A 21,364-nucleotide genomic window follows, 5' to 3' on the forward strand; every position below is an offset into this window, starting at 1 on the left:
TGACCGGGCACGGGGCACGGCCCGGGTGGCAGTGGCGCGGCGGCGGTGTCCGTGGACTACCGTTCGCCGAACGCGGTACACCGACGACGGTAGACCGGGGCACCCGCGATCGGCGCGCCCCGTAATCCGCCGCCACCGATTCATGGGGCACGACACGGGCCCGATGGCGGCTGGTGCGCGGCGATCGCTGACGGGATCGGCATCCGGCGATCCGTGGCAGTGACGTCCGGACGCCGATCAGGGGCGCGTGCTCAGCGCCGGATGGCGCCGATGGCCTTCTGGATCCGCTTGGCCGACACCGGGTACGGCGTGCCGAGTTTCTGCGCGAAGAGACTGACCCGCAGCTCCTCGATCATCCACCAGATCTCGACCACGTCCGGCGCGTTCCTGCGCGGTTCGGGCAGCCCGGCCAGCAGCCGGTCGTAGGCCGCCAGTGCGGCGTCTACCTCGGCCATCGCCTGCCGGTCGCGCACCGCCGAACCTGGCAGCGCCTCGAGCCGCACCACCGCCGCCTGAAGATAGCGCGGCAGTTCACGCAGTCGCGCGCTGCCCCATTCGGAAATGAAGCCGTCGAACACCAGGTCCGCGAGCTGTGCCCGGACATCGTCGGCGATGTCGGCTTCGGTGGTGTTCGCCAAGGCCGTCGATACTCGGTGCGCCTGCGTGAGCACCGGCACCACCAGACGCACCATCCGCGCGGCCGCGCCGGCCAGCTCCGGCCGGACCTTCGCCACCAGAGCCTCGAACTGGTCGGGACCGCGCACCGGTCCGCCGGCGGCCGCGATGAGTTCGTCGGCAGCGGCCGCCCGGCAATCGGCGACCAGCGCGTCCAGCGAGCCGTAGGGGTTCTGGCTCAGCACCAGGCGGTCGGCGGGGGACAGGCCTGTGGTGACCGTGCGCGGCGAGGTGGGAACGGCGCGCAAGATCAACTCCCGGGTGCCTGCCCGCATGGCAGCCGCTTGCTCGGCGGGTGAGCTCAGCACTCGCACGGCGACGCCCTCGTCCTCGGGGACCAGCGCCGGATAGCCGGTGATGGTCTGCCCGGCGACCTCCCGCTTCACGGTCGCCGGCACCGTACCGAGCGATTCCGCGGTCCACACGACCGCGGGGGCGCGCTCGGCGCCCGCGGTGGCGCGGGCGACCGATTGCGACACCTGTTCCGAGAGCCGGGTTTTCAGCCGCGCGAGGTTCTTGTCACGGGCCACAACCGTGCCGTCGGTATCGACGGCGGCGAAGGTCATCCGCAGATGATCCGGCAGCGCCGACGGGTCCAGATCGTTCGGCGTGATGGGCACCGAGCCCAGCCGCGACAGCTCCCGCGCCAGCCCGGTGCGCAACGGTTCGGCCCTCGGGGTCAGCGCCGCCAGCGCCGCCGACGCGAAATCGGGGGCGGGTACGACCGCACGGCGCAGGTTCTTGGGCAGCGTCTTGATCAGCGCGGTCGCCAACTCCTCGCGCATGCCGGGCACCAGCCAGTCGAATCCCATGGCCCGCACATGCGCCAGCTGCGCCACCGGGATCCGTGCGGTGACGCCGTCATCGTCATTGCCGGGCTCGAACTGGTAGGTGAGCGGGAAACTCAGCTCGCCCTGGCGCCAGGCATCCGGGAAATCGGTCGGATCCAGTGGTGCCGCACCCTCGTTGACGACGGTGTCGGCGGTGAAGTCCAGCAGCGTGGGATCTGTGCGTTGTGCGGTGCGCCACCAGCTGTCGAAATGCCGGACGGAGACGATGTCGGCGGGCACCCGCCGGTCGTAGAACTCGAACAGCACTTCGTCGTCGACCAGGATGTCGCGGCGGCGCGCACGATGTTCGAGATCGGCGACGTCGTCGAGCAGTTCACGATTGCGGTGGAAGAACCCGTGATGGGTCTGCCATTCCCCCTGCACCAGGGCATGGCGCAGGAACAACTCACGCGAAACGACGGGGTCGATGCGGCTGTAGTCGACCGGGCGCTTCGTCACCAGGGGGACGCCGTAGAGGGTGACGCGTTCATAGGCCCGGGCGACCCCGCGCTTGGACGACCAATGCGGCTCGGAATAGGTGCGTTTCACCAGATCACCGGCCAGGCGTTCGGCCCATTCCGGTTCCACCCGCGCGGCCATGCGGCCCCACAGCCGCGAGGTCTCCACCAGTTCCGCGGCCATCACCCAGCGCGGCGGCTTCTTCGCCAGCGACGAGCCGGGGAAGATCATGAACTTCGCCCCGCGCGCGCCGAGGAATTCGCGCGATTCGGCCTCCCGGACCCCGATATGCGACAGCATGCCCGCCAACAGCGCCTGGTGGATCGCGGTGACGTCCCAGGGCAGCGTGTCGTCGCCCTCGACGGCGGCGGCCTTCGCCGGCTTGCCCGAGGTCTTGCCGCGCGCGCCCGCCTTCGCCGCGTGCTGCGTGCGCGCCGCATGGGTGTCGGTGTGCGCCGACCAGCCGAGACCCTTGGTGATGGTGCGCAGCTGCCCGTGCAGGTCCTGCCATTCGCGAATGCGGAGGTAATGCAGGAACTCCTCGCGGCACATGCGCCGGAACTGATTGGACGACAACGTTTTACGTTGCACCGACAGGTAGTCCCACAGGCGCAGGTACGCCAGGAAATCGGAATTCTCGACGACGAACCTTGCGTGCTTGGTGTCGGCGGCTTGCTGCTGATCGGCCGGCCGCTCGCGCACATCCTGAATCGACAGCGCCGCCACGATGATCAGTACCTCGGCCAGACAGCCATCACGATGGGCCTGCACCAGCATCCGCGCCATCCGCGGATCCACCGGCAGGCGCGCCATCTCGCGCCCGACCGGCGTGAGCGACAGGCCGCCCTCGTCCTCGGATCGACGACGCGAACCGCGAGCGCGCGGCGCGCGTCCCGCGGGCGACGATCCGGTCGGCTCGCCGGAGTCGGCGGGCACGGCTGCGCTGTCCGCGTCCACCGATGCGTCCCGGCCGTGCTCGGTGCCATCGGCGGCGGTGGCGCGGGCGCTACCCTGGGCCGTGCCCGACGACCTGCGCGCAAGGGCACCCAGCTCCTCGAGCAGCGCGATGCCGTCGCGGATCGCGCGCGAATCCGGCGGCTCCACGAAGGGGAACTTCTCGATATCACCGAGGCCGAGCGCGGTCATCTGCAGGATGACCGCCGCCAGATTGGTGCGCAGAATCTCCGGATCGGTGAACAGCGGACGTGATTCGAAATCGTCCTCGGAGTACAGCCGGATGCAGATGCCGTCGGCCACGCGCCCGCAGCGCCCGGAACGCTGACGCGCCGAGGCCTGCGAGATCGGCTCGATCGGCAGCCGCTGCACCTTCGTGCGCATCGAATACCGCGAAATGCGGGCGGTGCCGGGATCGACGACGTAGCGGATGCCCGGCACCGTCAGAGACGTCTCGGCGACATTGGTGGCGAGCACGACGCGGCGGCCGGTGTGCGGAGCGAAGACCCGATGCTGTTCGGCCGCCGACAGCCGCGCGTACAGCGGCAGGATTTCGGTGCGCGGTAATTTCAGCTCACGCAGGGCGTCGGCGGCGTCGCGGATCTCGCGTTCACCGGACAGGAACACCAGCACATCGCCGTCGCCCTCGGCGAACAATTCGGTCACCGCGTCGCCGATGGCGTCGACCGGGTCGCGATCCAGGACGCGGTCCTCATCGTCCTCGTCGGCGGCAGCCACCGGCAGTGCCAGCGGCCGGTACCGGATCTCCACCGGATAGGACCGGCCGGACACCTCGACGATGGGAGCAGGCGTCCCGGAGGCATCGGCGAAATGGCGAGCGAACAGCTCCGGATCGATGGTGGCCGAGGTGATGATCACCTTCAGATCGGGTCGGCGCGGCAGCAACTGTTTGAGGTAGCCGAGCAAGAAATCGATATTGAGGCTGCGTTCGTGCGCCTCGTCGATGATGATCGTGTCGTAGTTGCGTAGCAGCCGGTCGCGCTGGATCTCGGCGAGCAGGATGCCGTCGGTCATCAGCTTGACCAGCGTGTGTTCGGCGGCCTGATCGGTGAAGCGGACGGTGTAGCCGACGGCGTCGCCGAGTTCGGTGCCCAGTTCCTCGGCAATGCGTTCGGCGACAGCGCGCGCGGCGAGCCTGCGCGGCTGGGTGTGGCCGATCATGCCGCGGATACCGCGTCCGAGCTCGAGACAGATCTTCGGGATCTGGGTGGTTTTGCCCGAACCCGTCTCACCCGCCACGATCACGACCTGATGGGCGGCGATGGCCGCGGCGATGTCCTCGCGGCGAGCGGTGACCGGAAGCTGTTCCGGATAGCGGATCTCGGGTACGGCGGACCGCCGGTTCTCGATCCGCTGCTGGGCCACCGCGATCTCGGTCTCGATCCGTCCGAGGTCGCCTCCGCGTGCGCGGTCGAGCTGCCTGCGCAGCCGGTGCTCGTCGCGGAGGGTGAGAGTGGCCAGGCGGGTGCGAAGCTCACGCGGGGTGGTTGCGGTCCTGGTCATTGCGGCATCCAGCCTAATGGACGCGGTCCGCGGTGGTCCGCTGGTTTTCCGCAGGGGAGGTCAGGGGCATGCCGGACGGCCCAGCGTACGGGCTCACCCTGGCCCGGCGGGGTGACCGGACACACACGTGCCGGCGGGTCGGAGGTGGTGGACTCGGACCGGGCAAACGGGCGTCCAACGGGGTGAAGCTGCGTCACCGAGTGGGTTCGGGGACCCGCCCATCGGGTTTGCTGTCCGTGTGCGCGCCTGCGATTCGCCGGGCCGCGCAGCCTGGGTTATGCGACGATCGGGCTCATGATCACCAGCGTGGGTACGCCGATGTGGATCCGGGTGTTGCGACTTGCCTTCGGTGTGCTGGGTGTCATCGCTTTGGCGTGGATCCCGGTCCGCAATATCGGCGAGTCCACCTTCTCGACCGCGAACTACTTCAGTTACTTCACCATCCAGTCCAATGTGATCGGGGTGGGGGTGCTGCTGGTCGGCGCGCTGATCGATCCGGCCGACCGGCGCTGGCAGGTGGTGCGCGCGGCGAGCACGTTGTACCTGCTGATCACCGGTGTGGTCTACGCGGTACTGCTGGCCGATATCGATGTGATGCTCACCGACCAATGGATCAACGTCATCGAGCACCGGCTGATACCGCTGGTGCTGATGGTCGATTGGCTGCTGGTGCCGGTGAGTCTCGGCCTCACCGGGCGGCTGGTGGGTGCGCTGCTGGCGTATCCGGCGGTGTACGGCGCGTACTCACTGATCCGAGGGCCCATCGTCGATTGGTATCCGTATCCGTTCATCGACCCGCGCGAGCAGGGTTATGTGTCCATGGCGCTGGGCCTGGTGGTGCTCGCCGTCGTGTTCGCGATGCTGGCGATGGCCGTCATCGCACTCGGCGGGCTCGCGCGGCGCTGGCAGGATGGACGGCGCACGGCTGTCGAACCGAGGAGCGCCTGATGGGATCACTGTGGCATGGTTTCGCCGATATGGGCGCCGTCGAACGAGACGGCGCCTTTGTCGTCGCGCGGGGTGAGGGCGCCTACATCTGGGACGAGGCGGGCAACCGCTATCTCGATGCCACGGCCGGACTGTGGTTCGCCAATGTCGGCCATGGTCGCGGCGAGATCGCCGACGCGGTGGCCCGGCAGCTGACCCAGCTGGCGCACTACTCCAATTTCGGTGATCTCGCCGCGCCCGTCACCGGCGAGCTGGCCGAACGGCTGGCCGCTCTCGCGCCGGTGCCCGGCAGCAAGATCTTCTTCACCTCCGGCGGATCCGACTCGATCGACACCGCGGCGAAACTAGCCCGCCGCTACTGGCATGAGCTGGGCAAGCCGGACAAGTCGATCATCGTCGGGCGTCGGCTGGCCTATCACGGCATGCATGTGGCCGGCACCGCCCTATCGGGACTCGCGCCGAATCGGGAAGGGTACGGCGAGCTGATGGCCGATGCCCGCACCGTCGAATGGAATGACGCGAAGGCTCTGCTGGCGCTGATCGAGGAGATCGGCGCCGAACGCATCGCGGCGTTCTTCTGCGAGCCGATCATCGGCGCGGGCGGGGTGTACCTGCCACCAGAGGGCTACTTGAACGAGGTGCGCCGCATCTGCCGCGATCACGACATCCTGTTCGTCGCCGACGAGGTGGTCACCGGTTTCGGCCGGATCGGCGGCTCCTGGTTCGCCTCCACCCGGTTCGGCCTCGAGCCGGATCTCATGACCACCGCCAAGGGCCTGACCTCCGGCTACCTCCCGATGGGCGCGGTCTTCATCGCCCCGCGGGTCGCCGAACCGTTCTTCGGTGGTGGCGTGTGGTGGCGGCACGGCTACACCTACGGCGGTCACGCCGGTTCGGCCGCCGCGGCCATGGCAAACCTCGACATCATCGAGCGCGAAGAGCTGCTCACCGCCTCCGCGCACCTGGAATCGGCGCTGCACGCGCACCTCGCGCCGCTGGCCGAGCACCCGCGGGTCGCCGAGGTGCGCAGTGGGCTCGGTGCCGTCGCCGCGGTGCAGCTCACCGATCCCGGCGAAGCCCCCGCCACGGTGAAGGCGTTGCGCGCCCACGGCGTTTCCGCCCGCGCCGCCGGTGCGGGCGCCCTCCAGATCTCCCCGCCGTTCGTCATGACCGACGCGCAACTGGCCGAACTCGCCGAAGCTTTCACCCGAGCCCTCGGGTAACGGCGTCCGGCCAGGCGCAGCGGACGTCGCGCCGGTGGACGGGGAGATCGTGCTGGCCGACACCGCGGTGCCGCTCGCCAGTCACGGCGTCGTTGCGGGGTGCCGGGCGACTGGCCTAGGCCCGCGTCGGCGGTTCAGCTGCGTCGAATGCTTTGGCGCACCGGATGATCGATGGCTGCTTTCGCAGCCGTGGGCCGTCCGGACGAAAAGTGCGCCGCATCGCTCGTCCTGATGCGATCATGGATAACGGTATCCACGGTCGCTGCGGCGAAAGGCGGTGCGGGGTGGCGGAATTCGTGCTCGAATACGCGGCGCTGCGGTGGATCGTGGTCGGCGCGTTCGTGCTCGCGGCAGGTGTGGTGCTCATGCGAGTGCTGGCTCCCATGCCGGTGCAGGCGGCCGGGGCGCCGGCATCGACGAGCCCACCCGACGCGCATCACCGGGAATCGGACGCGGCGCATCTGATCATGTGCGCGGTCATGCTCGCGATGCTGGTGTTCCCGGTGCACGCGCACGGGCCCGCCATGCGTGGCGTGCTGATCTCGATGACGGTGGCGTTCGCGATGTTGCTCACGGTTCGAATGGTGGAGTGGCAGGTCGAGGGCCGGCCGCTGCCGGTGGCACGGGCGGGGGCACTCGGCTCCCACGTCGCCGCCGCGGCGGTGATGCTGTACGCCATGTCCGGCCATACCGCGAGCGGCCACGCCGGCGGGCCCGCGCCCGCGCCGGTGATCGCGTTGGCGCTGCTGTTCGCGGCGGACGCGGCCGTACTGATCGGCTGCGCGGCCACCGGACGGCAACTGCCCTGGCTCGACCATGCCGGCGCGCGGCCCGCCGCACTGGTGCCGCACCTCGTGATGGACCTCGGGACCGCGTACATGTTGATCGCCGCCGTGGCGGCCTGACGCGGACGGCGGCTACAGATCCACGAAAGAATCGGCGACGACGCGCCCGCCCAGGCGCACCCAGCCGTCGGAGTCCCATTCGGTGAAGATCTGCGATCCCTGTCCCTGGGTGATCTTCAGGCCGCGCCGCAGCAACGCCGTCAGCGCGACCGCGGCGGCGCCGGTGGCCTCGTCCTCGGCGATCCCCATGGCCGGCGCGAACATCCGCGAGCGCACCGAACCGCGATGCTCATCGGTCCAGGCCCACAGGTAGTGCGAACCGTCGGAGAAGTCGGCGGGGTCGAGTGCGGCGAGCTCATCCGGCCGATCGAGCTGATGGAAGGTGAACGCGGGCGCCCAGGTGCCGCGCGCCCTGATCCACACCAGGCCGTCGGTCAGTTCCACCGGCACCGGTCCGGCCGGAACATCGAGAGTGTGCACCGGCATGCCGTGCTCGGCCAGCCACCAGCCGGTGCCGACGGAGGGGTGCCCCGCGAAGGGCAGTTCCACGGCGGGGGTGTAGATCCGGACCTTGGCGATCTCGGCGACGGGGTCCTCCACGAACACCGTTTCGCTGTAGCCGAGGCGGGCCGCGACGGCCTGCCGCTGCGGCTCCGCGACCTCGGTGGCCCGGACGACACCCAGCAGGTTGCCGAATCGCCCCGTCGTATCGGTGAATACCCGCAACACTTCAGCCTGTGTGCCCATGTCAGCCGAGCGTACTCGGCGCAGTCGCGGCCGTAAGGGGGTGAATGTCGCACATCACAGCAAATGTCCGGCAAACATGACTCCACGACGATGGCCCCGGCCACACGGGCCGGGGCCATCGAAACGGCGGGGTACGGATCAGACCGCGGCCGTGGCCAGCGCCTCGGTGGTCTGCACGGCCTGGCCGACACCGGCCACGATCGCGGCCGCCCGCAGCGCCTCGAAGATCACCTCGCGGGACACGCCCTCCTCGCGCAGGGTGTGCTCGTGGGCCTCCAGGCAGTGCTGGCAGCCGTTGATCGAGGACACGGCGAACGACCACAGCTCGAAGTCGGCCTTGTCGACGCCGGGGGAGCCGATGATCTGCATGCGCAGGCCGGCCCGCAGGTCGTCGTACTTGCCGCCGAGGAATGCCTTACCGCGGTAGAACACATTGTTCATGCCCATGATGGAGGCGGCGCCGAGCGCGGCGTTGTACGCCTCCGCCGACAGGGTGTCCGCGGCCTCTTCGGCGATCTCGCGCAGCGTGGTGGCCGAGCGGGTGGCGGCGGCGGTGGCCAGCAGGGTGCCCCACAGCTGCTGCTCGTTCAGCACGGTGGTGCGCGCGATCGAGGACAGGTTGAGCTTGAGATCCTTGGCGTACTCGGGTAGCGAGTTCTTCAGATTATCGATGCTCATGGTGCTACCTCAGACGCTCGCGGCCAGCAGCTCGCCGGCGTTGATGGTCGGGTCGCCCTTCTTCCAGTTGCAGGCGCACAGCTCATCGGACTGCAGCGCGTCGAGCACGCGCAGCACCTCGTCGACATTGCGGCCGACGGAACCGGCGGTGACCGAGACGAACTGGATCTCGTTGTTCGGGTCGACGATGAAGGTGGCGCGGTCGGCGACGCCGTCGGCGTTGAGAACGCCGGTGGCGGTGGCCAGCTCACGCTTGAGATCCGACAGCATCGGGAACGGCAGGGTCTTCAGGTCCTCGTGCTGGGCCCGCCACTGGAAGTGCACGAACTCGTTGTCGACGGACACGCCCAGCACCTGCGCGTCGCGGTCGGCGAATTCGTCGTTGAGCTTGCCGAACGCGGCGATCTCGGTGGGGCAGACGAAGGTGAAGTCCTTCGGCCAGAAGAACACGATCCGCCACTTGCCCGCGTGGTCGTCGCTGGTGATCTGAGTGAAGTAGTCGTCTGGCTGCTGAGCGTCGACCTTCGACAGGTCACCGCCGATCACCGCGGTGAGGTTGTACGCCGGGAACTGGTCGCCGATGGTCAGCAGGGCCATGCTCATCTCCTCTTTCATGTCGGTAGCCGGCGGGTCGAGCGACCAGCCGGCGGTGCGAAAAAGCTCATCTGTGATCTTGCCCAACAACCGGTGAAAGGTAAAGGTGATAAGTCGCACTACACTGATAGGCGTGACTGATCAGACTTATCAGCCAACCCTGTCGCAGCTGCGTGCGTTCGTCGCGATCGCCGAGTATCGGCACTTCGGCACGGCTGCGGCCCGGCTCAATGTGAGCCAGCCCACGTTATCGCAGGCGCTGGCCGCGCTCGAACACGGGCTCGGATTGCAGCTGATCGAGCGCAGCACCCGGCGCGTGCTGGTGACCGCCGCCGGAATGCGGTTGCTGCCACAGGCGATGGCGACACTGGAGGCGGCCGACCGGTTCCTCGCCTCGGCGACCGGTGACGGGCTCGGCGGCACGCTGCGCATGGGCATCATCCCGACCGCCGCCCCCTACATTCTGCCGTCGTTGCTGCCCGCGCTGCGGCGCAAGCTGCCCGCGCTGGTGCCGCAGGTGGTCGAGGATCAGACCGCCCGGCTGCTCGAGGGCCTGCGCACCGGTGTCCTCGATGTCGCGGTGCTCGCGTTGCCCGCCGAGGCCTCTGGCCTGATCGAGATCCCGCTGTACACCGAGGAGTTCGTGCTGGTCCTGCCCCGCGAACACGAACTGGCCGGGCGTACCGACATCCAGCCGGCCGCCTTGGACGCGCTGCCGATGCTGCTGCTGGACGAAGGTCACTGCCTGCGCGATCAAACCCTGGAGCTGTGCCGCTCGGCCGACGCCCACCCCGCCACGGTGGGTGACACGCGCGCCGCGTCGCTGACGACGGTGGTGCAGTGTGTGGCCGGTGGGCTCGGCATCACGCTGATTCCGGAGATGGCAGTGGCGGCCGAAACCGCGCGCGGCACGCTGGCGACGGCGCGTTTCGCCGCTCCGGCGCCCGGCCGGACCCTTGGCATGGTCTACCGCGCATCCACCGCGCGCGCCGACGACTACGCCTATATCGCCGAGATCATCCGCACCCAGCGCCCGGCGTGATCGGCGCCGCCCTCCCCCTCGGTGCCGGTTTCGCCTGGGGGAGGGCCGGTCTCGATCTCAGTTCACCGCGCGCAGCGCGTACGGTTCGATCGCCCCGCGCGTCAGGGCGCGCGCGTCGATGGTGGAGGGTCGGTAGGGGAGCGTGCTGAGCCGGTCGAGCATGCCGGGTACCGGATCGGCGATCGGGTCGACCAGGCCGAACAGGAACGACCATTCGTGCTCATCGCTGCCGTAGTGCACGACGGTGCCGAAGTTGTCGTGGAAACGCTGCCAGGAGCGTTTGAGGGTGTCGTTGCGCCACATGGTCGCGCAGCCGGCCTGGGCGCTCAGCACGCCGCCGGGAGCCAGCAGGGCGCGACATCGCTGCAGGAATTCGGTCTCGTAGAGCCGGTTGTGCTGGGCGTCTTCGACGCGCTCGTCGGGCAGGTCGATGACGATGACGTCGTAGCGCACGCCCGCGGCGGTGGCGTCGGCGAGGAAGTCCCAGCCATCGGCGTAATGCACCCGCACCGGGCCCGAACCTTCGACCGCGGCGGCCAATTCGTCGGCGGTGTAGCCGTAGGGCAGATGTTCGGCGCACAACTGCACGGCCTCGCGGTCGATGTCGACGTGGTCGACCCGGGTGGCCCCTGCGGCCACCGACATCTGACTCGCCACGCCCTCGCCGGATCCGATGATGAGCACATTGTCGAGCTTCTCGGCCAGCACGAACGCCGGCACCATCATCGCCTCGTGATAGGTGATCTGGGAGAACTCGGTGGATTGGCGGTCGTTGTCGGAGAACAGGCTGATGCCCTGTTCGGTGCGCGCGATGAGCAGATGCTGGAACTCGGTCCTGGTGTCCACCAGGACATCCGACAGATCCCAGATCCGGGTCAGGCCCGGGCCCATGGGTTCCTCGACCCGCTGCCCGGCGCGTCCCCTGCGCACGGTCGACATGCGAACTTCCTTGGGCGACAAGGCGTCCCGCAGCAATTCCACCGTCTTCTCGGCGCCGTCACCGATGCTGCCGCAGGTGAACACGTCGACGAAGATGTCACCGGATTCGGGGTAGGTGTGGATCGAGGCGTGCGATTCCGACAGCAATGCGAGCACCGTCACGCCCTGCGGGGTGAATTGTTTACGCACCACATCGCAGATGGTGACGCCGGCACCGACCAGCGACCGGCGCAGGGCCTGGTCGAGTCGTTCCAGGTCGTTGCACAGATCCGCATCGACCCCGCCGAACTCGGCCAGCACATGCCAACCGGTGAACTCCGCCGTCATGGACACACACTCACTCTCCCTCAGCGCCCACGACATGCACGGTCAAGGGCGGGAAACCATTGAAGGACACCGACGAATAACTCGCGGTATAGGCGCCGGTATCGAGAATCTGTACCCGATCCCCGGCTCGCAACGTGGTCGGCAGAAGGACCCGCGTGCGTTGATACAGTACATCGTCGCCGTCGCAGGTCGGTCCCGCGACGACGGCCTCGTCCACCGGATCGCCATCGCGTTCGGTGACGAAACGGTAAGCGATGTACTCGTTTTCGGTCTCGGCCAGGCCGTTGTAACGGCCGATGTCGAGATAGACCCAGCGCCGTCCGTCCGGTGCGGTCCGCACCGCGATCACTTCGGCGTGCACCACGCCCGCCGTGGCCACCAGCGCACGGCCCGGCTCCACCACCAGTTCGGCCGTCTCGGGCAGCAGCTCCACCGCCGCGCCGGCCGTCACCGGGGCGATCTGTTCGATACCGGGCGCGGATTCGGCATAGGAGACCGGCAGGCCGCCACCGATGTTCACCGTCGACACCGCAATGTCCTTGTCGGACAACGCGTCGACGATCCGCGCCGCCTGCTCGATGCCGATCCGCCAGGCGTTCGGGTCGAGCTGCTGGGAGCCCACATGGAAGTAGGGGCCCGCGACGGTCAGACCGAGATCACGGGCGCGCACCAGCAGCCGCAGCGCCTCGCCGGGAGCGCAGCCGAACTTGGTGCCGAACGGGGTCTGCGATTGCGGTGCGGCCGCCAGGAACCGGCATTCGACCGCACCGCCGGGCGCGTGCTCGGCGATCCGCAGCAGATCGTCCTCGGTGTCGAAGGCGAAGCCACGCACCCCGAGTGCGTACGCGCGGGCGATGTCGGCGGCCTTCTTGATCGGATTGCCGTAATAGAGCCGTCCCGGGTCGACACCGAGATCCAGGCACATCCGGATCTCGCCGACGCTGGCGACGTCGAACTGGGCGCCCTCGGCGTCGAGGACCCGCACCACCTGCGGCACCGGGCAGGCCTTGACGGCGAAGCGGATCCGGGCCCTGCGACCGGCCCGGAGCAGGGCGGCGTCGAGGGCGCGGTAGTTCTCGCGCACGCGCTCGGGGTCGACGAGCAGGTACGGGGATTCGGGCATCGGTGGATCTTTCGGTCGGGCAGCGGAGCAGAACAGTATCAGCGGCGCCTACCCGGAATCGAATCCGTCAAACCTTCAGTTCCGGTGATCGGTGCCCGGTCATCCCGCGACCACCGTGACCTCGTCGAATACCACTTCACCGGCCGCGTCGGACTCGGCCAGATCGACCACACCCACGATCGCCCAGCCATGATCGCCGGCCGGATCGTCGAGAGTCTGGCGTGCCTGCCAGAAGCCCGGGCGGGTCTCGACCCGGAACATCTGCGGCCCTCGCGCGTCGGGGCCGGTGCCGATGGTGTCGTACTCGGCGAAATAGGGCGCGAGCTCGGTCTCCCAGTCCGGTCCGGTGCCGAGGTCCGCCAGCGCCTGCCAGTTGCGCAGGGCCGCCAACTCCACCCGCCGGAACATGGCATTGCGGACCAGAACGCGGAAGGCGCGTTCATTGGCCGAGATCGGCCGGACGGTCTCCGCGCCGAAGGCCAGCTGCTCGGCGTCGGTCTCCGCGCCGGGGTTGGTGAGCTGTTCCCATTCGTCGAGCAGACTCGAATCCACCTGCCGGATCAGCTCACCCAGCCACTCGGTGATGTCGTCGAGTTCCTCGGTTCGCGCGGCCTCGGGCACGGTGCGGCGCAGCGCGCGATACGCGTCGGCCAGGTAGCGCAGCACCACCCCTTCGGAGCGGGCGAGCTCGTAGTGCGAGATGAGCTCGGCGAAGGTCATCGACCGTTCCACCATCTCGCGCACCACCGACTTCGGTGACGGCGCGAACTCCGAGACCCACGGGTGCCCCGCCCGGTAGGTCTCGAAGGCGGGTTCGATCAGCTCGGCCAGCGGCTTGGGCCAGGTGACCTCTTCGAGCAGCTCCATCCGTTCGTCGTAGTCGATGCCGTCGGCCTTCATCTCCGCGACCGCCTCGCCCCTGGCCTTGTGCTGCTGCGCCATCAGCAGCTGACGCGGATCCTCCAGCGTCGACTCGATGAGTGAGATCACATCGAGGGTGTAGGTGGGAGATTGCTCATCGAGCAGCTCGAACGCGGCCAGCGCGAACGGCGACAGCGGCTGATCGAGCGCGAAATCGCGTTGCAGATCCACCGTCAGCCGCGCCATGCGGCCCTGGCCATCGGGCTCGGAAAGCTGTTGCACCACACCGGCATCACGCAGCGCGCGATACAACCGGATCGCGCGCAGAATATGCCTGCGCTGCGCCGGGCGCGGTTCGTGATTGTCTTCGAGCAGATGCCGCATGGCGTCGAAGCAGTTGCCGGGGCGGGCGATCACGTTGAGCAGCATCGAATTGGTCACCGCGAAGCGCGACACCATCGGTTCCGGCGGGGCGGCTACCAAACGGTCGAAGGTCTCCTCGCTCCAGGACACGAAACCTTCCGGGGGCTTGCGCCGCTGCACCTTGCGCAGCTTCTTCGGATCGTCACCGGCCTTGGCCAGCATCCTGGTGTTCTCGACCTCGTGGTCAGGGGCCTGCACGACCACCGTGCCCATGGTGTCGTAGCCGGCGCGGCCGGCCCGGCCGGCGATTTGGTGGAACTCGCGAGCCTTGAGCCTGCGGGTGCGCACACCGTCGTATTTGGTCAGCCCGGTCAGCAGCACGGTGCGGATCGGAACATTGATGCCGACGCCGAGGGTGTCGGTGCCGCATACCACCTTCAGCAATCCGTCCTGGGCCAGCTTCTCCACCAGCCTGCGGTATTTGGGCAGCATTCCGGCGTGATGCACTCCGATGCCGTGGCGGATCAGCCGTGCGAGGGTCTTGCCGAATCCGGCGGAGAAACGGAAGCTGCCCAGAGCCTCGGCAATGGCGTCCTTCTCGGCCCGGCTGGCGAAGTTCACGCTGGTCAGTGCCTGTGCCCGCTCGAGGGCGGCGGCCTGGGTGAAATGCACGACATAGACCGGCGCCTGATGGGTGGTGACCAGCTCCTCCAATGTCTCGGTGATCGGAGTGCGCGCGTAGGAGAACGTCAACGGGACCGGGCGCTCGGTCCCGGCGACGACGGCGGTGGAGCGGCCGGTGCGCCTGCTCAGATCGGTAGCGAAGAAATCGACCTCGCCCAGCGTCGCCGACATGAGCAGGAACTGCGCTCGCGGCAACTCCAGCAGCGGCACCTGCCAGGCCCAGCCGCGATCGGGGTCGGCGTAGAAATGGAACTCGTCCATCACCACCTGGCCGATATCGGCCTGCGCGCCCTCACGTAGGGCCAGATTGGCCAGGATCTCGGCGGTGGCGCAGATGATGGGCGCCTCCGGATTGACCGCTGCGTCACCGGTGACCATGCCGACGCGTTCGGCGCCGAACACCTCACACAGGGCGAAGAACTTCTCGCTCACCAATGCCTTGATCGGCGCGGTGTAGTAGGTGCGCTGCCCGCGCGTCAGCGCGAACAGATGCGCGCCCACCGCGACCAACGACTTCCCCGAGCCGGTGGGCGTGGCCAGGATGACGTTGGACTCCGAGGCCAGCTCCAGCAGCGCCTCATCCTGCGCGGGATACAACGGCGTGCCCTGCTCGGCCGCCCACGTTCCGAACGACTCGTACAGCGCGTCGGCGTCGGTTCCCGGTATCTCGAGCAGTTCGGTCAGATCCACTCCGACAACCCTACGGGCCGCCGGAGCCGGGACCGATCCAGGTCAGCGCGGGTCGTCCGCGCCGGTGCCGGAGCCGTTGTCGTCGTATCCGCCCTGTTCGGCGAGGAAGCGCTCGAACTCGGCGCCGAGCTCGTCACCGCTGGGCAGTTCACCGTCACCGACCAGCAGACTCGACTGGCGTTCCTGCGCGGACACGAACGTGTCGTACTGACGCTCGAGGGCGTGTACGACCGTCTCGACCTCGGAATTACCCGCGATGTGCTCGTTGACCTGCTCACGCACCCGCGCTGCGGCCTCACCGAGCGCGGCCAGCGGAATATCCAGGCCGGCGTTCTCGCAGACGTGCTCCAGCAGCGTCTGCGCGGCCTCCGGATAGGCCGTCTGCGCCAGGTAATGCGGCACATGCACCGAGAAGCCGAGCGATTCGTGCCCGTGCTGGGCCATCCGGTATTCCAGCAGCGAGGAGGCGCTGCCCGGCACCTGCAGCTCACCCGGCCAGCGCTGGTTCTCCTCGATCAGATCGCGATTGGACGAATGCGCGGTGATGCCGAGTGGGCGGGTGTGCGGAATGGCCATCGGGATCGCGCTCAGGCCGATGCTGCGGCGCACACCGAGCTGTTCGGCCAGCAAGCGCACGGCCGTGGTGAACTTCTCCCAGCGCAGGTCCGGTTCCAGACCCGACAGCAGCAGGAACGGGGTGCCCGCGGTGTCGCGCAGCGCCCACAGGTTCAGTTCGGGCTCGGCGTAATCGGCGAAGTGATCGGACTTGAACGTCATCAGCGGCCGCCGCGACCGGTAGTCGAGTAGCTCGTCCACGTCGAACGAGGCGACCAGTTCGCTTTCCAGGCTCTCGCGCAGGTGCGTGGTGGCCAGCCGCACCGCGTGCCCGGCATCGGTGAAACCCTCGAGTCCGTGCACCAGGACCGGACCCGAACCGTCGTCGGACGACAGCTGCGGAGCGGGGAACTCCAGTTCGTACATTCGCGACTCGTAGTCCATCGCGTACTCCTTCCTGCGCGGCGCACCCGACGTGTCGACGCCGACGGGCCAGTATCTCGCACCGGTCGCCGCGTCGCCTGGTGTACCACAGTCCATTGTCCCCCATGGGCGATGCACTGCTTCGCGCGCGGGCGGACATCGACCCTTCAGTGGAGGCAACAGCGTCGACGGCACAAGCATTCCCGCGTTACGCACGCACAACCGGGGTGGTCGGCGTGGCGTGGGCGGGCCGCCAGTGGAGTTTGGCAGAGTGGGGCGGGTGGGCGTGCCGGATTCGACGCACAGATCGTCGCTGAGCCGCGCGGTGGCCGGCGGCGCGCTGGCGGTGACCGTGCTGCTGAGCGCCGGTTGCGGGGGCGAGATGTCCGGCCGGGCGGTCCCTGCCGAGCCGACCGCAGTCACCCGGCAGCTCGAAGCACCCCTGTCGGCCCTGCTCCCCGAGACCGAGGCCTTCCCGGCCGGATACCCGGCCGTGGTGCTGCCCGCCGAGGCCGCGGGACAGGCCGCCGGTGATCTCGACGGAGTCGGAGCCGGTGCGAGCGTGCAGCCGGCCGAATGCACGCCACCCGAGGCCCGTCCGGGTGCCGACCGTCTCGCCGTCGCCGTCGGCACCGACGATGCGGCCCGCGCCACCCTGACCGTGGAGCTGACCCGCACGGATGCGCCGCTACTGCGGCTGCGCAATCAGCTGCAGCAGTGCGAGCGGATCCGGGTGTCGCGTTCGGGAGCGTCGAGCACGGTGATCACCGAGGTCGGGCAGGCGCCGGAGGTCGACGCCGACGATGCGATGGCGCTGCGGCGCACGGTGCGTCCGGACGTCGGCGCAGCCGGACTCACCCAGTCGATGAACACGCTGATCGGCCAGATCGGGGACGTGCGGATAACGGTGACCTATATGTCGTTCAGCGCCGCCGAGCCGGATACGCAAGCGCTGGAGCAGTTGTTCGATACCGCCGTGAACAAGGTCGCGACCAGCTGAAACGTGGAGTTGTCCACAGGGGGAAGTTATCCACAGGCCGGGTGAAAGCCCAGGTCGTGTCCGCGTCGATGAAGCGGTGCCCGGGCAGGCTGCACCCATGACGACTCCCGCGACGCCCACCGAACCCACGAGGCGTGATCAGGCCCGCACCACGCGAACAGCGCATCCAGCGGCACCGCCGGGCGATTCCGGGCCGCCCTGCGCCCCAGCCGGGGCCGGCGGAATACGCAGGTCGCCGTCCAGTGCGGGTCGTTCGGGAAACTGCGGTGTCTGTCACCGAGCCAGGACGGCCGACGAACCGGCCAACAGCTGTGTCAACGCACAGGGCACCGTGGAACTCGGACCGCTGCGTCCGGCTCCGAGAACCGGTCGCACAACGGGACGGATCGAGACGGCCGGTTCTGTCGCCGAGGGGCTGGACCCGCCACGCACACCGCGGCCTGCCGCGCCGGAGCCGTGGCAGGCAGAGCGACACCGCACCGACGCGGCCGCATGTTCCGGCCCGCCGCGGGCCGTCGATGAATGGCCCGAATCGAGGATCCTGAGCTGCGCGGACGGTGTGGACACCGACGGTGACGACGTCGTCGACGAGGGCGCAGAACCCGGTTCCGGGCCCCCGCGCAACGATGCGGGGCATACCGCCGACGATTTCGCGCATCCCGATGACTGCGTGGTGGATATGCGGCTCGGGGGAGATCAGGCTCGCCGAACCAGGGGAGTTCCTGGCCGGGATTCCGGCGATTCTCGGATTCGTGCCGGTGCGTTCGCTGGTGGTCGCGGTCTTGCGCGCTGCGCCGCGCGATCCGGACAGCGCTGTGATCGATGTGGTGGCGCGATTCGACCTCACCCCGTCGCCGGCCGGCGACGGTTCCAGAACACTGGCCGCGACGGTGGCCGAGGTCTGCGATCAGCAGGGTGTGGTCGGGGTGCTGGCCGGCGTCATCGATGACCGCCGAAGCGAACCCGAGCCGGGGACAGCCGGGCGCGATTCGGTCGTCACGGCGTTGGCGGCGCGGTTGGAGCTGCGTTCGGTACCGCTGTGCGGAGCGTGGGCGGCGCAGGCGATCGCGCCGGGCTACGGGTGGTGGAGCGTGTTGGGCGCGGACCGCCGCGGGGTGGTGCCCGATCCGGCCGCCTCACCGATCACGCTGAGCCATGTGCTCGACGGAAAACAGATCCGCCGGTCGCGCTCGGAACTGATCGCGGCGGTGGCGGTCGATCCGGCGATGCGTGAACAGGTCTGTGCGGAAATGGGTTCGGCGCTTGCGCGAGCTCATGAGCGTTTCGTCGACGCGGCCGGCGGTGGCGATCGGGTCGGCTACAGCAGGCGCGCCGCGCACTACCTGCTGTGGCAGATCGCGAATGTGGCATCAGGGGTGCGGATGTCGGCGGCCGAGATCGCAGAATCAGCTGCGGCACTGCGGGATAAACACGCGCGCGATGCCATGTTCGCCCTGGCGGGCACCGATCACGCCGATGCCGCCGAACAGCTGTGGGCGATGATGACGCGCGGCCTGCCCGACACCGACCGCGCCGAAGCCGCCACCCTGCTCGGTTACTGCGCGTACGCCCGCGGTGACGGGCCCCTCGCCGGTATCGCGTTCGCGGCGGCGCTGGACGCCGACCCCGAGCATTCGCTGGCGGCGTTGCTGGACGCCGCGCTGAGTTCGGGAATGGACCCGCAGCGGTTGCAGCGGCTGATCACCTGCGGCCGCGAGGCAGCCATCGATCTCGGCGTCGACCTCGACCGATCATGGTGATCTGCCGCGGAGTGCGCCCGGGAGCCGGGCTATGGCGCGCTGTGTGCCCGCGGGCCGAGCTCGCGCAGGAAGTTCCAGGCGTCGGTGACGATCTCGTCGAGATCGTTGTGTTCGGGCCGCCAGCCGAGTTCGGCGATCGCCCGATCGCTGGAGGCGATGAGCACGGCCGGATCGCCCGCGCGCCGCGGCGAATCCTTGGCGGCGATGGGCAGCCCGGTGACCCGCTCACAGGCCGAGATCACCTCGCGCACCGAGAAACCGGTGCCGCTACCGAGATTGAACACCCGGTGAGTGCCGGGCTCGGACGACCGGAGAGCGAGCAGATGAGCGTCGGCGAGATCGCGGATGTGAATGTAATCCCTGACGGCGGTGCCGTCGGGGGTCGGCCAGTCGGTGCCGAAGACCGCGATGGATTCGCGGTGACCGGCGGCGACCTGCAGCACCAGCGGAATGAGATGGGTCTCCACCACTCGGTTCTCGCCGAGCCCGCCGTAGGCGCCCGCGACGTTGAAATACCGCAGGCTGGTGGCCGCGAGGCCGTGCGCGACGGAATACGAGGTGATGGCGTGGTCGATCGCCAGTTTCGAAGCGCCGTAGGGATTGGTCGGCCTGGTCGGGGCGTCTTCGGTGATCGGCACCTGCTCGGGCTCGCCGTACACGGCGGCCGTGGAGGAGAACACCAGTCGTTGCGTGCTCGTGCGGCGCATCGCCTCCAGCAGCTCCAGCGTTTTCACCACATTGCCGTGCCAGTATTTCTCCGGCTGCTGCACCGACTCGCCCACCAGCGACTGAGCCGCGAAATGCAGGACGCCATCGAATTCTTCGGACGCGAGCAGATCGGGCCCGGCCTCGGCGATATCGCCCTCGACGAACCGCGCGGCGCCGGGCACGCCGTCGGCGTTGCCGGTGGACAGATCATCGAGGACGACCACCTCGTGACCGTCCTCGATGAGGACCTGCGCGCACACTCCACCGACATAACCGGCACCGCCGGTGACCAGAAGTTTCACCGGTCAGACCAGCTTCACCTGGACGGCGTGGGCCATTTCGTCCGACAGCTCGAACCCCTCGTGGCCGGGCACCGTGATCACCACCGAGCCGGGCTTGGTCTCGACGGTCACCCTGGCGTCGGGCACCACGCCGGCCTCACGCAGCCGGTTGATGACCTCGGGGTCGGTCTGGATGTGCTCGGCGAGCCTGCGGACCACGACCGCGTGCGTCTGACCGTGCGACAGCTCCGAGAGCCGGATCAGGTTCTCGTCGGCCGGCGCGATGGGGGCCACACCCAGCTCGTCCAGACCGGGGATCGGGTTGCCGTAGGGGGAGGTGGTGGGGTGGTTGAGCACCTCGACGAGGCGTCGTTCGACGTCCTCGCTCATCACATGCTCCCAGCGACAGGCCTCGGCGTGCACGTTCTGCCAGTCCAGCCCGATGATGTCGACCAGCAGCCGCTCGGCCAGCCGGTGCTTGCGCATCACCGCGACGGCCATGCTGCGGCCCTTGTCGGTGAGCTCGAGATGCCGGTCACCGGCCACCAGGAGCAGCCCGTCGCGCTCCATGCGGGCGACGGTCTGGCTGACCGTGGGCCCGCTCTGCTCGAGGCGCTCGGCGATCCGGGCACGCAGGGGCACCACGCCCTCCTCCTCGAGGTCGTAGATGGTACGGAGGTACATCTCCGTGGTGTCGACCAGATCCTTCACCTGTTACCCCTTCGTCGGCACGAATTCTACCCACGCGACGTCTCGATTCGCGCACGCCACAGCGGCACGCGTCGCGTATCGGGAACCCTGTCGGCGCACGGCATACCGCCGTGTTCGCTCATGCTTGTATTTCTACTGCATATGAACGCCGAACGGGGCGCTGCGCTTCCCGCTAGCGTTGCGAGCATGGCCACTGCAGTGCCCGGCGCGCATCCAGGACCCGCCGACCCGGCGACGGTCGTGTGGACCGACCGGTTCCTCGACTACACCTGGACGCCGCAACATCCGATGAAACCGGCCCGGCTGGCGTACACGATGGCGCTGGCGCGCAGCCTCGGCGTGCTCGACGGCGTCGATGTACTCGGCGGTGTGGATGCGCAGCAGTTCGGGGGTGCCCGCGGCCGCGGGCTCGAGCAATTC

At 68.8% G+C, this 21,364-nt stretch carries 16 protein-coding genes and 1 pseudogene; 7 read left to right on the forward strand and 10 right to left on the reverse strand.

The genetic code is table 11. The annotated features are described in order from the left end of the window. Positions 1-251 precede the first annotated feature (251 nt). Complete coding sequence (hrpA, locus tag GV790_RS07745; RefSeq protein WP_163811919.1) at positions 252-4,442, reverse strand: ATP-dependent RNA helicase HrpA; 4,191 nt, start codon at positions 4,440-4,442, stop codon at positions 252-254. 294 nt (positions 4,443-4,736) lie between these two features. Between hrpA and GV790_RS07750 the strand changes: the two genes are divergently transcribed. The 3 genes from GV790_RS07750 (at position 4,737) to GV790_RS07760 (ending at position 7,518) form a co-directional block, all read left to right on the forward strand. Continuing rightward, positions 4,737-5,390 (forward strand): Pr6Pr family membrane protein, encoded by a 654-nt coding sequence (locus GV790_RS07750; protein ID WP_163811921.1) that lies wholly within the window; start codon positions 4,737-4,739, stop codon positions 5,388-5,390. Next, positions 5,390-6,613, forward strand: coding sequence for an aminotransferase family protein (locus GV790_RS07755; protein ID WP_163811923.1), 1,224 nt, complete (start codon positions 5,390-5,392; stop codon positions 6,611-6,613). Before GV790_RS07750 ends, GV790_RS07755 begins: the two co-directional genes overlap by 1 nt. A 284-nt stretch (positions 6,614-6,897) precedes the next feature. Further along, complete coding sequence (locus GV790_RS07760) at positions 6,898-7,518, forward strand: DUF5134 domain-containing protein (RefSeq protein ID WP_163811925.1); 621 nt, start codon at positions 6,898-6,900, stop codon at positions 7,516-7,518. Between the two features lie 12 nt (positions 7,519-7,530). Here GV790_RS07760 and GV790_RS07765 read toward each other — a convergent pair whose 3' ends face one another. The 3 genes from GV790_RS07765 to GV790_RS07775 form a co-directional block, all read right to left on the reverse strand. Then, positions 7,531-8,205 carry a PhzF family phenazine biosynthesis protein gene (locus GV790_RS07765; RefSeq protein ID WP_163811927.1) on the reverse strand — a complete coding sequence of 225 codons (675 nt, stop codon included), beginning with the start codon at positions 8,203-8,205 and terminating at the stop codon, positions 7,531-7,533. Positions 8,206-8,343: 138 nt separating this feature from the next. Beyond that, positions 8,344-8,883, reverse strand: a complete 540-nt coding sequence (locus GV790_RS07770; RefSeq protein WP_138455001.1) for a carboxymuconolactone decarboxylase family protein — start codon at positions 8,881-8,883, stop codon at positions 8,344-8,346. A gap of 9 nt (positions 8,884-8,892) precedes the next feature. Next, on the reverse strand, positions 8,893-9,480 hold the full coding sequence (locus tag GV790_RS07775) for a peroxiredoxin (protein WP_036538064.1): 588 nt from the start codon (positions 9,478-9,480) through the stop codon (positions 8,893-8,895). Positions 9,481-9,610: 130 nt separating this feature from the next. Here GV790_RS07775 and GV790_RS07780 point away from each other — a divergent pair, with 130 nt between their 5' ends. After that, positions 9,611-10,519, forward strand: coding sequence for a hydrogen peroxide-inducible genes activator (locus GV790_RS07780; protein WP_163811929.1), 909 nt, complete (start codon positions 9,611-9,613; stop codon positions 10,517-10,519). A 57-nt stretch (positions 10,520-10,576) separates the two neighbouring features. Here GV790_RS07780 and speD read toward each other — a convergent pair whose 3' ends face one another. From speD to GV790_RS07800, 4 genes are all read right to left on the reverse strand, one after another. Beyond that, positions 10,577-11,785: an adenosylmethionine decarboxylase gene (gene speD / locus GV790_RS07785; protein WP_163811931.1), complete on the reverse strand. Its 1,209-nt coding sequence runs from the start codon at positions 11,783-11,785 to the stop codon at positions 10,577-10,579. Between the two features lie 10 nt (positions 11,786-11,795). Further along, a complete protein-coding gene (locus tag GV790_RS07790) occupies positions 11,796-12,908 on the reverse strand; it encodes a type III PLP-dependent enzyme (RefSeq protein WP_163811934.1) in 1,113 nt (370 codons plus the stop codon). 99 nt (positions 12,909-13,007) lie between these two features. After that, positions 13,008-15,506, reverse strand: a complete 2,499-nt coding sequence (locus tag GV790_RS07795; RefSeq protein ID WP_163811936.1) for a DEAD/DEAH box helicase — start codon at positions 15,504-15,506, stop codon at positions 13,008-13,010. 42 nt (positions 15,507-15,548) lie between these two features. Next, a complete protein-coding gene (locus tag GV790_RS07800) occupies positions 15,549-16,505 on the reverse strand; it encodes a PAC2 family protein (protein WP_163811938.1) in 957 nt (318 codons plus the stop codon). Positions 16,506-16,764: 259 nt separating this feature from the next. On the opposite strand from GV790_RS07800, the gene GV790_RS07805 reads away from it, so the two are divergent. Further along, on the forward strand, positions 16,765-17,484 hold the full coding sequence (locus GV790_RS07805) for a sensor domain-containing protein (RefSeq protein WP_163811940.1): 720 nt from the start codon (positions 16,765-16,767) through the stop codon (positions 17,482-17,484). A 662-nt stretch (positions 17,485-18,146) separates the two neighbouring features. After that, entirely contained in the window at positions 18,147-19,244 is a 1,098-nt protein-coding gene (locus GV790_RS07810; protein ID WP_163811942.1) for a DUF4192 domain-containing protein, read from the forward strand. A 29-nt stretch (positions 19,245-19,273) separates the two neighbouring features. Here the strand turns inward: GV790_RS07810 and galE are convergent, their stop codons facing one another. Further along, positions 19,274-20,254 carry a UDP-glucose 4-epimerase GalE gene (galE, locus tag GV790_RS07815; RefSeq protein ID WP_163811944.1) on the reverse strand — a complete coding sequence of 327 codons (981 nt, stop codon included), beginning with the start codon at positions 20,252-20,254 and terminating at the stop codon, positions 19,274-19,276. Positions 20,255-20,257: 3 nt separating this feature from the next. Further along, positions 20,258-20,944 (reverse strand): metal-dependent transcriptional regulator, encoded by a 687-nt coding sequence (locus tag GV790_RS07820; protein ID WP_163811946.1) that lies wholly within the window; start codon positions 20,942-20,944, stop codon positions 20,258-20,260. A 186-nt stretch (positions 20,945-21,130) separates the two neighbouring features. Here GV790_RS07820 and GV790_RS07825 point away from each other — a divergent pair. Next, positions 21,131-21,364 (forward strand): annotated as a pseudogene (locus tag GV790_RS07825) (hypothetical protein); the annotation flags it as partial.

The sequence above is a fragment of the Nocardia cyriacigeorgica genome, from assembly GCF_010858045.1.
Taxonomy (GTDB): domain Bacteria; phylum Actinomycetota; class Actinomycetes; order Mycobacteriales; family Mycobacteriaceae; genus Nocardia; species Nocardia cyriacigeorgica_E.

Coding starts and splice junctions, on each gene's coding strand:
- hrpA (WP_163811919.1), bottom strand. CDS start 4,442: ATGACCAGGACCGCAACCACCCCGCGTGAGCTTCGCACCCGCCTGGCC.
- GV790_RS07750 (WP_163811921.1), top strand. CDS start 4,737: ATGATCACCAGCGTGGGTACGCCGATGTGGATCCGGGTGTTGCGACTT.
- GV790_RS07755 (WP_163811923.1), top strand. CDS start 5,390: ATGGGATCACTGTGGCATGGTTTCGCCGATATGGGCGCCGTCGAACGA.
- GV790_RS07765 (WP_163811927.1), bottom strand. CDS start 8,205: ATGGGCACACAGGCTGAAGTGTTGCGGGTATTCACCGATACGACGGGG.
- GV790_RS07770 (WP_138455001.1), bottom strand. CDS start 8,883: ATGAGCATCGATAATCTGAAGAACTCGCTACCCGAGTACGCCAAGGAT.
- GV790_RS07775 (WP_036538064.1), bottom strand. CDS start 9,480: ATGGCCCTGCTGACCATCGGCGACCAGTTCCCGGCGTACAACCTCACC.
- speD (WP_163811931.1), bottom strand. CDS start 11,785: ATGACGGCGGAGTTCACCGGTTGGCATGTGCTGGCCGAGTTCGGCGGG.
- GV790_RS07790 (WP_163811934.1), bottom strand. CDS start 12,908: ATGCCCGAATCCCCGTACCTGCTCGTCGACCCCGAGCGCGTGCGCGAG.
- GV790_RS07800 (WP_163811938.1), bottom strand. CDS start 16,505: ATGGACTACGAGTCGCGAATGTACGAACTGGAGTTCCCCGCTCCGCAG.
- GV790_RS07810 (WP_163811942.1), top strand. CDS start 18,147: ATGACTGCGTGGTGGATATGCGGCTCGGGGGAGATCAGGCTCGCCGAA.